13 protein-coding genes are annotated in these 14053 nt (G+C 70.7%); 10 read left to right on the forward strand and 3 right to left on the reverse strand.

Annotated features, from left to right (window positions below; all coding sequences use genetic code 11):
• Positions 1-209: 209 nt before the first annotated feature.
• Together B4N89_RS08670 and B4N89_RS08675 are read left to right on the forward strand one after the other, a co-directional pair.
• On the forward strand, positions 210-1157 hold the full coding sequence (locus tag B4N89_RS08670; RefSeq protein WP_078975316.1) for a LysR family transcriptional regulator: 948 nt from the start codon (positions 210-212) through the stop codon (positions 1155-1157).
• A gap of 44 nt (positions 1158-1201) precedes the next feature.
• Positions 1202-2077 carry a serine hydrolase gene (locus B4N89_RS08675; RefSeq protein WP_078979208.1) on the forward strand — a complete coding sequence of 292 codons (876 nt, stop codon included), beginning with the start codon at positions 1202-1204 and terminating at the stop codon, positions 2075-2077.
• 32 nt (positions 2078-2109) lie between these two features.
• Here the strand turns inward: B4N89_RS08675 and B4N89_RS08680 are convergent, their stop codons facing one another.
• Positions 2110-2910 (reverse strand): phosphotransferase, encoded by an 801-nt coding sequence (locus tag B4N89_RS08680; protein WP_078975317.1) that lies wholly within the window; start codon positions 2908-2910, stop codon positions 2110-2112.
• A gap of 487 nt (positions 2911-3397) precedes the next feature.
• On the opposite strand from B4N89_RS08680, the gene B4N89_RS08690 reads away from it, so the two are divergent.
• From B4N89_RS08690 to B4N89_RS08705, 4 genes are all read left to right on the forward strand, one after another.
• A complete protein-coding gene (locus B4N89_RS08690) occupies positions 3398-4213 on the forward strand; it encodes a helix-turn-helix domain-containing protein (protein WP_078975319.1) in 816 nt (271 codons plus the stop codon).
• Between the two features lie 4 nt (positions 4214-4217).
• A complete protein-coding gene (locus tag B4N89_RS08695; protein WP_078975320.1) occupies positions 4218-4418 on the forward strand; it encodes a DUF397 domain-containing protein in 201 nt (66 codons plus the stop codon).
• Positions 4419-4491: 73 nt separating this feature from the next.
• Positions 4492-4680, forward strand: coding sequence for a DUF397 domain-containing protein (locus B4N89_RS08700; RefSeq protein WP_078975321.1), 189 nt, complete (start codon positions 4492-4494; stop codon positions 4678-4680).
• Positions 4681-6836: 2156 nt separating this feature from the next.
• Positions 6837-7226 carry a VOC family protein gene (locus tag B4N89_RS08705; RefSeq protein WP_078979209.1) on the forward strand — a complete coding sequence of 130 codons (390 nt, stop codon included), beginning with the start codon at positions 6837-6839 and terminating at the stop codon, positions 7224-7226.
• A gap of 121 nt (positions 7227-7347) precedes the next feature.
• Here B4N89_RS08705 and B4N89_RS08710 read toward each other — a convergent pair whose 3' ends face one another.
• Entirely contained in the window at positions 7348-7605 is a 258-nt protein-coding gene (locus tag B4N89_RS08710) for a type II toxin-antitoxin system Phd/YefM family antitoxin (RefSeq protein WP_078975322.1), read from the reverse strand.
• Between the two features lie 9 nt (positions 7606-7614).
• Positions 7615-8394, reverse strand: coding sequence for a TetR/AcrR family transcriptional regulator (locus tag B4N89_RS08715; RefSeq protein WP_078975323.1), 780 nt, complete (start codon positions 8392-8394; stop codon positions 7615-7617).
• 155 nt (positions 8395-8549) lie between these two features.
• On the opposite strand from B4N89_RS08715, the gene B4N89_RS08720 reads away from it, so the two are divergent.
• The 4 genes from B4N89_RS08720 to ligA all read left to right on the forward strand — a co-directional run bounded on the left by B4N89_RS08720 (position 8550) and on the right by ligA (position 14049).
• Positions 8550-9146: an NADPH-dependent FMN reductase gene (locus tag B4N89_RS08720; protein WP_078975324.1), complete on the forward strand. Its 597-nt coding sequence runs from the start codon at positions 8550-8552 to the stop codon at positions 9144-9146.
• Between the two features lie 55 nt (positions 9147-9201).
• Positions 9202-10710: an MDR family MFS transporter gene (locus tag B4N89_RS08725; RefSeq protein WP_078975325.1), complete on the forward strand. Its 1509-nt coding sequence runs from the start codon at positions 9202-9204 to the stop codon at positions 10708-10710.
• A 67-nt stretch (positions 10711-10777) separates the two neighbouring features.
• Complete coding sequence (locus B4N89_RS08730) at positions 10778-11788, forward strand: methionine synthase (protein WP_078975326.1); 1011 nt, start codon at positions 10778-10780, stop codon at positions 11786-11788.
• A gap of 47 nt (positions 11789-11835) precedes the next feature.
• Positions 11836-14049 carry an NAD-dependent DNA ligase LigA gene (gene ligA / locus B4N89_RS08735; protein ID WP_235618528.1) on the forward strand — a complete coding sequence of 738 codons (2214 nt, stop codon included), beginning with the start codon at positions 11836-11838 and terminating at the stop codon, positions 14047-14049.
• The last annotated feature ends 4 nt before the right edge of the window (positions 14050-14053 follow it).

Genomic DNA, 14053 nt, shown 5'->3' on the forward strand with positions numbered 1-14053 from the left:
GGGCCCAGGCCCGACGGGGCCGCCTCGGCCGCCGCCTGGCTCGGTCGTTTGCATGCGGCCCGGATGATCCGGACCCCGCGTTCACTCCGTGCGTCATCTGCGTCCTCCCCGATCTGCGCGTGCCTCGACAGGAGAACAGGGATCCGACCGGGAGGTCCAAGAGTGCGATCGCACCGGTATCGATAGGCGATTGACTATCATTGCTGCTCATGGACCTCCTTCGGCACCTCCGGTATTTCCGGACCGTTGCCGAGGAAGGGCACGTCGGCCGAGCCGCCGAGCGGCTGCGGGTGGCTCAGCCGTCCCTGTCGCAGCGCATCCAGCGGCTCGAACGCGAACTGGGTGTGCGCCTGTTCGATCGCAACAGCCGAGGGGTCGCGCTGACCCCGGCCGGGCGGGTCGTCCTGGCCGAGGCGGCCGAACTGTTGGCCGCCGCCGATCGGCTCGGCGCCGCGGTGGCCGGGTTGCGCGGCGGGGTCACCGGCGCGATCCGCGCGGCCGTACCGCCGGATCTGGGCGGCGCGGCCGTCGCGGCGATCCTGACGGGATTCCCGGACCGCTCACCGGGCGGCGCGTTGGAGCTGCGCGAGCTGACCACCGCCGGGCAACTGCGCGAGTTGGCGGCCGGCACCCTCGACGTGGGCGTACTGCGCCACCCGTGTGCGGTGGCCGATCTGGAGCTGGGGCCGATGTCGTACCAGCCGCTCGGGGTGCTCCTGGCCGCCGGGAACGCGCTCGCGGACTCGACCGAGATCGGGCTCGCCGACCTGACGGGGTGTGAGCTGGTGCTGTTCCCCCGGGAGTTCGCCCCCGCGCTGTACGACGAGACGCTGACCGCGTGCGCCCGGCACGGCTGTACGCCGGCGGCGGTGCACGACGTCCCGGCCGGCGACTTCGCCCGGGCGCTGGTGTTGTCCGGCGCGGCGGTGGCACTGCTCCCCGCGACCGCACCCGAACCCGGCACGGTGTGGCGGCCGTTGGCCGGCACGCCGCTCGCGTGGCGTACCTCGACGGCCTGGCCGCGCGGCGCCGATGGGCCGGCCGTGCGGGCGTTCACCGAGACCGCGCAGGACGCGCTGCGGCGCCACGCCGGGGTGCTCGCCGAACGTCCCGGCCGACCACTCTTCCCGCGCCCCGCCTCGGAGTTCCCGCTGTGACCGATCCCCGCACCGCACGTACCGGCTCCCCGGCCACCGGCGCCCTGCGCTCGGTCCGAGGGCGCATCACCGCCGCGTTCGCCGACGCCGGCGTCAACGGTTCGCTGCACGCGCTCGACATCGACACGGGTCGCGAGGTCGAGGTGGGCGCGGACACGCTGTACAGCACGGCGAGTCTGCACAAACTGTGCCTGGTCACCACGCTGTTCCGGGAGGCGGAGGCGGGCCGGGTGGAGCTGACCCGGCGGCTCGAACTGCCCGCCGGCGACGGGCGTTCGCCGGGCGGTACCGGCGTGGCCGCGATGCTGGATCCGGTCACGATGTCGCTGCGCGACCTGGCCTCGCTGACGGTGGCGGTGAGCGACAACGCGGCGGCCGACGCGCTGTGGGACGAGCTGGGCCTGGACACGGTGAACGCGACCATGGTCAAGCTGGGCCTGACCCGGACGGTGGCGATCGAACCGCTGCGCGAGCTGTACGCGGGCATGCGGGAGGACGCCGGCCCGAACGGCCCCGCGGCGCTGGTCGACCCGGCCGTGGTGGGCCGCCTGCGGGCCCTCGACCCGAACCGCTCGAACCGGGGCACGCCGCGCGACCTGACCCGGCTGCTCGCGGCGATCTGGCGGGACGAGGCGTGCGGGGGCGAATACGGGGCGGGGCTGCGCCGGGTGCTCGGCCTCCAGGCGTGGTCGCACCGGTTGGCGTCCGGTTTCCCGTTCGACGACGTCCGGGTCTCCGGGAAGACCGGCACGCTGCCGACGATGCGACACGAGGCGGGCGTGGTCGAATACCCGGACGGCGGCCGCTACGCGATCACGGTCTGCACCCACTCGGCGGACACGGCAGCCGCCCTGCCGGCCGCGGACGCGGTGATCGGGACGGTGGGGAGGCTGGCGGTGGACGCGCTGAGGGTGCGGTGAGCGGGGGCGGGGGCGGTGTCACTCGTCACTCGTCACTCGTCGAGCAGCGTCGCCCAGCGCGCCACGCCGGGCGCGGCGGCCTTGTCCCCCAGGAGGTCGACCTCCTGCCGCTGCCGGGCCGCGACGAAGGCACCCAGCGCGGCGCGACCGGCATGCCGCCACGCGTGGAAGCGGCCCAGCCAGGCCCGGGCCGACTCGGGCGAGTGGCCGCCGAGCAGCAGCCGGTCGTAGAGCCCGGCATACTCGGCCCATGCCGGCCCGATCGCCGCGCGGCCCCAGTCGAGCAGGTACAGCCGACGGCCGTAACCGGCGTACCTGATCATCAGGTTCTCCGAGACCAGGTCCGTGTGCACGAGCGCGTCGCCGGCCAGGAGGGAACGCTCGTCGCCGGTCAGGTACTTCTCCCACCGCTCGGCAAGGGCCGGCAGTTCGATGCCGTACGGCGGGTCGATGGTCTGCACGTCCTCCAACGTCTGCGCCAGCACGTCCAGTTCGTCGGAGCCGGGCGAGAGGTCGACGTGCGTCCCCTCGACGTACTCGAACACGAGCACGCGCCATCCGTCGACGACGAGGTCCCCGAGCAGCGGCGCCGCGAACCGCCCCAGCACCGGCGACACCACGGCTTCACGACGCAGCCCCTCGGCCGCCTCGGAGTCCCCCACCGGCGCCCCCTTGGCGAACGCCCGACCACCCTCGGCGGTGGCCAACGTCGCGACGAAGGGCGACGTGTAGAAGGTCTCCGGGCTCACGGCCCCGACGACCGACCCCACCACCGACTCGACGCGCCGACGAACGGCGCGGGGCAACTCGTCCCATGTGCAACGCGCGCTCATGCATTCCTCTCGATTCACATCGATTGATCCGTGTCTCGCCCCACACCCTCGCCCGCGTCATCGGCGCTCGGCTCCCGAGACTTGAGCCCGAACGCCGATCCATGGGCCATGCCGTGGGGACGAAGAAGGCGGTTCACCGCATCGGGCAGTTCGGCGAGCACCGGCAGGGCGGATCCGGGGTGGGCCACGGATCCCGCGCGGAACGCTTGTGCCGCTCCGGCGGAACAAGGACGCGGACACCCTCCGGGCCGACCCGATACACGGCGATCGTGATGCCGCTGCCCGGCGGCTCGGGGACGGATTCGGCTTCCGTGGCGGCGAGTTGTGGGGCGGCGGGTCTCCGCAAGGGGTGGGTCATGCCATAGTGCCTTCCGTCGACATACAAGCTCAATGCAGTCGTTTGTATGCCAAGCGTGACGAGAAGTGCCTATGATCGGCTGGGGCCGGGGTTGACTTCGTTCGCTTTCAACACATTTCTGGGGGCACTGTGTCCGCCGCCACCGAACTGGACCCCTCGGCGTCCGTTCTCAAGTACTACGCGACCGAGCTGCGTCGCGAGCGCGAGAAGATCAACATGACCCAACGAGCGATGGCGAAGCGCGCCTGGATGGCCCCATCGCTCCTCAACAAGATCGAGGCCGCCAAGCGCCTCCCGACCGAAGACCTGTCGAAGCCGGCCGACGAACTCTTCGCAACGGGCGACCGCTTCCAGCGCCTGTGGCCACTGGTGATCCGGTACGCGTACCCGACCTGGTTCAGGCCGTTCGTCGAATTGGAGGAGGCGGCGACGATCATCAGGTCGTTCGAGGTACAAGTGGTGCCTGGATTGCTTCAGACGGAGCGCTATGCACGTGCGATTCTGGGGGCAGGGCGCCTGGATCTCAAGGATCTGGACGAGCAGGTCACCGCACGTCTCCAACGCCAGCGCATCCTCGAAAGCCAGGATCCGCCCGAGTTCCGTGCCGTACTGGATGAGAACGTGCTACGTCGCGTTTGGGGTGAGCGTGACGTGATGCGCGAACAGCTCGAACGGCTGCTTGAGTTCGCCGACCAACCACGCTTCGTTATCCAGGTGCTTCCGTATGAATCGGGTGCCCACGCCGGGGTCGGCGGACCGTTCGCAGCGCTTACGCTGGACGAAGGACCAGACGTGGTCTACGTGGACGGATTTCTGCAAGGGCAGATCCTGGCAACTCCGGCAGACGTGAAGGCGGCTCAGCGCGTCTACGATCTCCTGGTTGCTGAGGCCCTTTCGCCCACGCGGTCAATCGATCTGATCGCCTCCGCGCTGAAGAGACTGTGAGCCCATGATCACAAAAGCCACCACGCCGCCCTCCCGTTGGCGCAAGAGCAGCTACAGCAGCAACAACGGCGGCAACTGCGTCGAGGTCGCAACCGCCCTCGCCACCATCCCAGTCCGTGACAGCAAGACCCCCAACCTCGGCCACATCACCATCACCCCGGCCTCCTGGTCAGCCCTGCTGACCACCCTGCACCACACATCCTGACCACCCACCGGCGCTCCGCCGCCCACGTCCGGACGGCGGAGCCCGGTCAGCCGACACAAGGACCCGTGATCCCATGCCCCAGACCACGCCCTCCGGTTGGCGTAAGAGCACCCACAGCGGCAACAACGGCGGCGACTGTGTCGAGGTAGCAACACCCCTAGCCACCATCCCAGTTCGCGACGGCAAGACCCCCAATCTCGGCCATCTCAACATCACTCAGGCCTCCTGGTCAGCAATGCTGACCATCCTGCGGGCGACCTGACCCCACCTCGCAGATCTCCCAAGGGCCCACATTTCCAGGCGACACTGGCACGTTGTTCCGCGAAAGGGCGCAAGTAGACGCGTAGTTCGAGACAGACGAGTTGGCTCGTCCGGAGGCACTTCCGAGCGGGTCGGCGCGTTTCGAGGGGTGTTTTCGGGGAGTGGGGTTCGAAACCGAATCGCGGTGGGTGCTTTTCGGCTGCGAGTTTCCGTGACCTGCGGTTGCGCGATCGGTGCGGAAGGTCGAGCGTTGAGCGCCGGCTTCGTGCACTCCGGCCCCTCAACGCCGCTGTGAAGACCGAAGACTTCCCGGTCGGCGCCGGCATCGCACGCTCCTTCCCTCACAGGGGCCGCCGAGGAGACCAAAACTGCTCGGCAGGAACCGAAACCGGATCCCGCGGCACCCGAAACGGCGTCCACTCGCGCCGACCTGCGGTTTTCTCCCACCTTGACGCTCCGACGCCCCAAACAATCCGGGTTCGTGAAGCTTCGCCACCCACACTCCCACCGCCCACCGAAGCACCCCGACCCACTCGGGAAGACGCCGGCGAACGCAACCCGGCTCCGTCCCCCGCTCCCCCGTTGCCAGCGCCTTTCCCGCCAACCAACGCTCCGCGTAGCAGGCCAGGATCGCGAGGTAAGCAGAACGCGCAACCGCAGTCGCGACGGGAGCAAAGGGCGGGGCCGGAGTCGCAACGCGAGCGAAGCAGGGCACCGGAGTCGTGAGACGAGCAAAGAGCGCAGCCGAGTCGCAAAGCGAGCGAAGGGTGAGGTTTGAGTCGTGAGGTGAGTGGAGCATGGCACCGAAGGCGTGAGGCGAGCAAAGCACGGCAGCCGGGTCGTGAGGTGGGCGACCGGGTGGGCCGGAGTCGTGAGATGAGCGACCGCGTGGGCCGGAGTCGTGAAGTGAGCGGGTCGGGTGGGCCGGGGTCGTGTCGGCGGCGGCGGCTTTTTATTGGGCGCTCCGCGCCGGCTCGCGAGGCACCACTTTTTCTCTCCCCCGCTTCGCTCCTCCGAGAAAAAGCGGCCCCTCGCTCGGGGCCGGCTGTCCCTCCGCTTCGCTCCGGGCCATCCGACCCACAACACCGCGGCTCCGCCGCTCTCCGCGCTGCGCGCGTCGATCACCACCTCGACCAGGGTCGTGGGCGCTGACGCGCCGACGGGATGCGCCGACGACTCGGCTCACCGGGCAAGGCCCACATCGCGACGGTGGCGGGTGAGGCCCGTGTCGCGAGGGTGGTCGCCCCGGGAGTGGCCCGCGTCGTGCCGCGAGCCTGGCCTCCCCGCCCCTCACCCCATGGCGCGTCAGCGCCCACGACTCGGGCCGCCCACGCGATCGACGCGCGAAGCGCGGAGAGCGGCGGAGCCGCCGCTTGTTTTTTTAGGCTGGGCGACCCGGAGCGAAGCGGAGGGGCGCACAGCCGCGAGCGGGGTGCCGCTTTTCTGCGGAGGAGCGAAGCGGGGGAGCAGAAAAGCGGTGCCTCGCGAGCCGGCGCGAAGCGCCCAATAAAAAGCCGCCGCCACCGCCACGACCCCGGCGCGCCGACCCGCTCACCTCACGACCCCGGCTGCCGTGCTCCGCTCGCCTCACGCCTTCGGTGCCATGCTCCACTCACCTCACGACTCCGGCGCCACGCTCCACCCACCCCACGACCCCGCCCTCACCCGTCGCTCACCCCACGACCCCGACTGCCGCGCTCCGCCCGCCTCACGCCTTCGGTGCCATGCTCCACTCACCTCACGACTCCGGCCCACCCGGCCCGCTCACCCCACGCCCCCCGGCTACCGTGCTCCACTCACCTCACGACTCCGGCGCCACGCTCCACTCACCCCACGACCCCGGCCCCACCCATCGCTCACCCCACGAACCCGGTGCCGTCCCCGCACACTTCACGCCTCCGGCGCCACACTCCACTCACCCCACGACCCCGGCCCCACCCATCGCTCCACCTCACGACTCAGGTGCCGTGCCCTGCCCACGTCACGACTCCGCCCCCGCCCCCGCCCCGCCCTCCCCCACCTCGCGACCCCGGCTGCCCCTTCCGCCCGCCCTGCGATCCTGGCCGCCCATACGGTTAGGCTTGGGGAAGCATCGCGTGTCGGTCGCCGGCTGGGTGAGGCATGGAGGTGCCGGGAGATGCCCCCTGGAGGCATTCCTTGTCTGTCGAGTTGAATCACACCGTCGTCCACGCCCGGGACAACCGGGAGTCCGCCGAGTTCCTCGCGGATCTGTTGGGACTCGAAATCTCCGGCGAGTGGGGGCCATTCGTCGCGGTCGCACTCGGCAACGGCGTCACGTTGGACTTCGCCACCATCCCCCCGGACAAGATCACCCCTCAGCACTACGCCTTCCTGGTCTCCGAGCCGGAGTTCGATGCCGCGTACGCGAAGATCAAGGAGCGCGGGATCGAGCACTACGCCGACCCGCGTCAGCAACATCCCGGCACGATCAACCACAACGACGGTGGCCAGGGCGTGTACTTCCTCGACCCCGCGGGCCACTACATGGAGTTGATCACCGTGCCGTACGGCGGTTGGCCCACGTAGGCACGCCGTCGGGGCAGCCGGCCCGCCGATGGAGCGCGGGATCCGCACCGCATCGACGCGGGGAACCTCGGGCAAGTCTCGCTGGGCGGACGGGTAAAGCGCTTGAGGTAACCCATCGGGGTCAGGCGTGGTGGTTTTGGAGCAGGGCGGCCATCTCTTCGAGTGAGACGGACCCGTCCGTTCCTTCGGCTGCAACCTCGTCTGCCGACTTGTTGAGCCGGAAGTCCTCGGCCCGCTCGGCCAACAGACGCAGGCGGGGGAACTCGTCGATGTCGAGCACGACAGCTTCGTGCTTGCCACGCCGCGTAATGATGGTCGGAGTCTCATCGCGTCGAGCGCGGTCGAGGACATCCGCGAGATGGTTGCGAACGTCGGCCATCGCGACAACTCAGATGCGTAGCCGGGCGGCCAGGCCGTCGAGGAGGGCGTCGAGGCCGGTTTCGAAGCGCCATTGGTGGTCGTCCTTGCGCTGAGCCGAGGCCAGGTAGTTCCGGAAGGCCGGGTAGTGGCCGGTGCCGATGAGCCAGGTCATCTCCGGGGCCAGCGACGTGCGCAGGGCGTTGGCGTCGTCGGGGGCGCCCTGGGCCGCCATCAGGTGCCGCGTCGCGATCTCGGCGGCCGTGCGGCCATGGACGTACGATCCGACCGCCTCGACGGCGGCCATCGCCTCGTCGGCGGACAACCCGGCCTCCGCCAGTTCGCGCAGGCCCCACTCGGCCACCGCCATCCGGTTCGGGGTCGGGGCGACCGCCGCCCGGGCCGACGGCAGCCGTACCAACCACGGGTGGCGCAGCACCAGTTCGCGCGTGTTCACCGCCGGGTCCCGCAGCGCCGCCCGCCACCCCGCGCCCGGCTGCGGCGCAACCAGTTCGCCGTAGGCGCGGTCGACCATCAGCTCCAACAGGTCGTCCTTGCCCGACACATACCGATAGGCCGCCATCGGCGCGACGCCCAACTCGGTCGCCAGCCGCCGCATCGTCACCGCCTCGATGCCCTCGGCGTCGGCGATCCCGACGGCGACCTCGGCGATGCGCTCCGGCGTCAGCACGGCACGGGCGGCCGGGGCCGGGGCGGCCAGTCGCGCCCACAGGGAGGTGCGCGGCGCGGCGACGTCCGGGGCACCCGCCCCCGCCTCGGCCGGAGGCGACTTCTTCTTCTTGCCGGCCATGGCGACGGCTCCTTCCGGGACGTACGACGCTCTGTTGTGCGTACGGATGTGTACAACGTATCAGGAGTGGACGGCGTACACCCTTCTGTGTACGTTGTATTTCGATCGATACGACGTACACATCCATGCAAGTGATCGAGCACCCTGGAGTCCCCATGTCCTCCGCCCCCCTGCGCCTCGCCGTCCTGGTCGGCAGCACCCGCGAAGGCCGCTTCGCCCCCACCGTCGCCGGGTGGATCCGTGACCGTGCCGCCGCCCGGGACGATCTCGGCCTCGACGTCGATGTCGTCGACCTCGTCGAGACGCCGCTGCCCACCGTGTTCCCGGCCTTCGGGCAGCCGCCGGCGGCCGATACCGTCGCGTTGCTCGCCGAGGTGTCACCCCGGCTCGCCGCCGCCGACGCGTTCGTGGTCGTGACCCCGGAGTACAACCACAGCTTTCCGGCGGCGCTGAAGAACGCCATCGACTGGCACGGCCCGGAGTGGCACGCCAAGCCGGTCGGCTTCGTGTCCTACGGCGGCCTCTCCGGCGGTCTGCGTGCGGTCGAGCAACTGCGGGTCGTGCTGGCCGAGTTGCACGCCGTCACCGTCCGGGACACGGTCAGCTTCCACGGGCACTGGGACAAGTTCGACGCCGACGGCGACGCGATCGATCCGGCCGCGAACGCCGCCGCCGACGCCATGCTCGACCGCCTCGCCTGGTGGGCGCACGCCCTGCGCGACGCGAAGGCGGCCCGCCCGTACGCGGCCTGACCCACGTCACACCATCCGCAGCGCACCCCATCCGAACCACGCCCCGGGGGCACCCATGCAATCCGACACCGCGCCGCCCGACCGGATCCCCCTGGCCGTCCTCGGCCCCATCCTCGGCATGTTCCTGGGCATGCTCGACGGCACCATCGTCGGCACCGCCCTGCCCACCATTGTCGGCGACCTCGGCGGCCTGGATCGGCTCTCCTGGGTGGTCACCGCCTACCTGCTCGCCGCCGCGGCGACCACGCCCATCTGGGGCAAAATGGGTGACCTGTACGGCCGCAAGGGCACCTTCGCGGCCGCGATCGGCGTCTTCCTGGTCGGCTCGATGGCGTCCGGCCTGGCCCGGGACATGAACGAGCTGATCGTCTTCCGGGCCGTCCAGGGCCTGGGCGCCGGCGGTCTGATGGTCGGCGCGTTCGCGCTGATCGGCGTACTCGTCCCGCCGCGCCAGAGCGGCCGCGTACAGTCGCTCTTCGGCGCGATCATGCCGATCGCCCTGGTCGGCGGGCCGCTGCTCGGCGGCTTCCTGACCGATCACCTGGATTGGCGCTGGGCGTTCTACGTCAACGTCCCGGTCGGCCTCCTGGCGCTCGCCGTCGTCGGCCTCGGCATCCGCGTCGAGCATGTGCGGATCAAGGCCCGCATCGACATCGCCGGCGCCGCCCTGCTCACCACCGGGATCGTCGCACTCACCCTGCTCGCGGGCTGGGCCGGCACCTCCCACGCCTGGACCTCGCCGCGGATCCTCGGCCTCGCCGCCCTCACCGTCGTCGCGCTCGCCTGCTTCGTCCCGGTCGAGCGGCGCGCGGTGGAGCCGATCATCCCGCCCCGGCTGTTCGCCGACCGCAACTTCACCCTTGCCCAGGTGCTGAGCTTCCTGGTCGGCGCGGTGATGATGGCCGCGATGAACTACCTCCCGCAATACATGCAGTTCGTCCGGGAGACCTCGCCGACCGCCGGCGGCCTGCTGCTCCTGCCGCTGATGTTCGGCATGCTCGGCGTACAGATCGCCACCGGGCGGCTGATCGGCCGCAACGGGCGCTACCGGCTGTATCCGATCCTGGGCGGCGCGGTGATGGTCGTCGGCGCGCTCGCCCTGCTCGGGCTGCGCGTGGACACTCCGACCGCCGTCGCCTCGGCGCTCACCGCGGTGGTCGGGATCGGCGTCGGCTTCGTCATGCAGAGCACCATGCTGATCACCATGAACAGCGCCGACCGCCGCGACCTGGGGGCGGCGAGCGGCACCGCCACGCTGACCCGCACCATCGGCGGCTCGCTCGGCGTCGCGCTGCTCGGCTCGGTGTACGCCCGCCGCCTGGACGGGGACACCCCCGCGGCCCCGCGCGAGCTGCCCGCCGCCGCCCGGGACACCTTCCACGCGGCGGTCACCGCCGGCCTGCACGGCGTGGCGATCGGGCTCGCGATCCTGTCCGCGCTCGCGTTCGCGGTGTCCTGGCTGGTCCGCGAGGTCCCGCTGCGCGGCGCGCCCGAGGAGCCGGCCGCGCCCGCGTCGGCCGAGCCCGTCACGGCGTCCGCCGGGGTCCGGGACACGTCGAACTAAGCTTCCGGGCGTGGACACCCCAGAACGCACTTTTCCCTGGTCACCCGGCGCCACCGGGATCGGTTCGATGCCCGGGAGCAACATCCGCGAGACGGTCGAGATGACACTCGAACTGCTGCCCGACCTGCCGCACCTGCCGGAGCTGCCGGCGCGTGGGCCGGGCACCGATCTGACCGGGCGCTCGGCCGGGCTGCTGGTCGACCTGTACACCGACGTACAGCCCTCCGGATGGCGCTTCGTGGACCGCCCGGGACGCGACCACCGCCGGGCCCGCTCGTATCTGAGCGAGGACCTGGACGCGCTGGAGGAGTTCACGCAGGGCTACACCGGCCCGCTCAAGGTCCAGGTCGCGGGCCCGTGGACGCTGGCCGCCACGATCGAACTCGGGCACGGCGACAAGGCGTTGGCCGACCCGGGCGCCTGCCGCGACCTGGCCGTCTCGCTCGGCGAGGGCATCCGGCTGCACCTGGCGGAGGTGGCCCGCCGCATCCCCGGGGCGAGCCTGCTGCTCCAGCTGGACGAGCCGGCGCTGCTCGGGGTGATCTCCGGCGAGGTGCCGACCGCGAGCGGGTTCGGTCGGTTGCGGGCGGTGGACAAGGCGGTGGTCCGGGACACGCTGCGGGACGTGATCGCGGCGGCCGGGACGCCGACCATCGTGCACTCCTGCGCGCCGGGCATCCCGATCACCCTGCTGCGCCAGGCCGGCGTGGTGGGCGTGTCGCTGGACATGTCGTTGCTGGGCGAGGCCCAGGACGAGTCGATCGGCGAGGCGATCGAGGCGGGCATGCGACTGTTCGCCGGCGTGGTGCCGAGCCTGCCCGCCGAACCGGCATCCGCCGAGGCCACGCCCGGTGTGGGAGCGCGGCCACTGTCCGACCCGCCCGGTACCGTCAGGTCTGTCGGAACGTTGTGGAACAGGCTCGGTTTCCCGCCGGAGTCGCTGGTCGAAGCCGTCGTGGTGACCCCCACGTGTGGCCTCGCCGGTGCCTCTCCGGCCTACGCCCGAGCGGCCCTGTCACACAGCGTTGCTGCCGGCCGGGTGCTTCGGGACGACCCCGAGAGCGCCATGCGGGCGTAGACGTACCGCAGTCCGAATTCGAACTGGTGGCGCTGGAGGGCGACGACGTGGCTGGTGCGACGACCGGAGTGGACGAGATCCCGGCCGAGGTGCGCGAACGCGCCGCGACGCTCGCCCGTGAGCTGGAGGAGCACCGCTTCCGCTACTACGTGAAGGACGCGCCGGTCGTCAGCGACGGCGAGTTCGACGCGCTGATGCGGGAGCTGGAGGCGATCGAGGAGGAGTATCCGGCGCTGCGCACGCCGGATTCGCCGACCCAGAAGGTCGGCGGGACCTACTCGACCGACTTCGCCTCGGTCGACCACCTGGAGCGCCTGCTCAGCCTCGACAACGCGATGAACGAGGAAGAGCTCGACGAGTGGGACGACCGCCTGGTCCGCGAGCTGGGCACGGGGACGTTCCACTACCTGTGCGAGCTGAAGATCGACGGGCTGGCGATCAACCTCCTGTACGAGAACGGTCGCCTGGTTCGGGCGTTGACGCGCGGAGACGGCCGCACCGGCGAGGACGTCACGCCGAACATCCGCACCATCGCCGAGATCCCGTCCCGGCTGCGGGACGACGGCGGGCACGACGTACCCGAGCTGGTCGAGATCCGGGGCGAGGTCTTCTTCCCCATCGAGAAGTTCGACGAGCTCAACGAGCGCCTGGTGGCGGCCGGTGAGAAGCCGTTCGCCAATCCGCGCAACGCCGCCGCCGGATCGTTGCGGCAGAAGGACCCGCGCGTGACCGCGTCGCGTCCGCTGCACATGATCGTGCACGGCATCGGTGCCCGGCGGGGCTTCGAGATCGACTGCCAGTCGCACGCGTACGAGCGCCTGCACGCGTGGGGGTTGCCGACCGCTCGGCACAACAAGGTGGTCGACACGATCGAGGAAGTGAAGGAGTTCGTCCGCTACTTCGGCGAGCACCGCAACTCGGTCGAGCACGAGATCGACGGCATCGTGATCAAGGTCGACGAGATCCCGATCCAGGGTCGGCTGGGTGCCACCTCCAAGGCGCCGCGCTGGGCGATCGCGTTCAAGTACCCGCCACAGGAGGTCAACACCAAGCTGCTCGACATCGAGGTGGGCGTCGGGCGCACCGGGCGGGTGACGCCGTTCGCGGTGATGGAGCCGGTCACCGTGGCGGGCTCCGTGGTGGCCCGGGCGACGCTGCACAACCAGCAGGTGGTCAAGGCCAAGGGCGTACTCATCGGCGACACGATCGTGCTGCGCAAGGCCGGTGACGTGATCCCCGAGATCCTGGGCCCGGTGGCGGATCTGCGCGACGGCAGTGAGCGCGAGTTCGAGATGCCCACCACGTGCCCCGAGTGCGGGACCGAGCTGCGCGCGATGAAGGAGGGCGACATCGATCTGCGCTGCCCGAACGCGCGGTCGTGTCCGGCCCAGTTGCGTGAGCGGATCTTCTACCTCGCGGGCCGCAAGGCGTTCGACATCGAGGCGCTCGGCTACGAGACGGCGGCGGCGCTGACCCGGCCCGCCGCGGGTCCGTCCGTGCTGGCGACCGAGGCCGACCTGTTCGACCTGACCGCCGAGCAGCTGCGCGACGTGCAGATGTGGCGCAAGGTCAACCGCAAGGGCGCGGCCGAGGACGAGAAGGAACTCGTCCCCTACTTCTGGTCGAAGGCCACCTACGACAAGGAGGGCAACGTCAAGAAGCCCTCCGAGCCGAAGGCCAATACGCTCAAGCTGATCGAACAGCTGGAGAAGGCCAAGACCCAGCCGCTGTGGCGTGTCCTCACCGCACTGTGCATCCGCCACGTCAGCGACACCACCGCCCGCGCGATCACCGGCGGCTTCCACGACCTCGACCGGCTCGGCGCCGCGTCCGAGGAGGAGATCGCCGCGGTCGACGGCGTCGGCCCGATCATCGCCGGTGCGGTGGTCGAATGGTTCGCCGAGGACTGGCACCGGGAGATCGTCGAGAAGTGGCGCGCCGCCGGGGTCCGGCTCGCCGAGGAGGGGGCCGACGAGGAGAAGCCGCCCGGCCTGCTTGACGGGATTGTGACGGTCGTCACCGGAACTCTCGCCGGCTACACCCGGGACAGCTCCAAGGAGGCTCTGGAGCAGCGCGGCGCCAAGGTGACGGGTTCGGTCTCCAAGAAGACCGACTTCGTCGTCGTGGGCGACAATCCGGGCTCCAAATACGACAAGGCAGTGCAACTGGGTCTGCCGATCCTGGACGACGAGGGCTTCGCGGTTCTGCTCGCCGACGGGGCGAAGGCGGCCCTCGCGTGGGCGGCCGAGCGCGCCGGCTGATAAC

Origin of the sequence: Embleya scabrispora, assembly GCF_002024165.1 — a bacterium.
GTDB classification, from domain to species: Bacteria; Actinomycetota; Actinomycetes; order Streptomycetales; family Streptomycetaceae; genus Embleya; species Embleya scabrispora_A.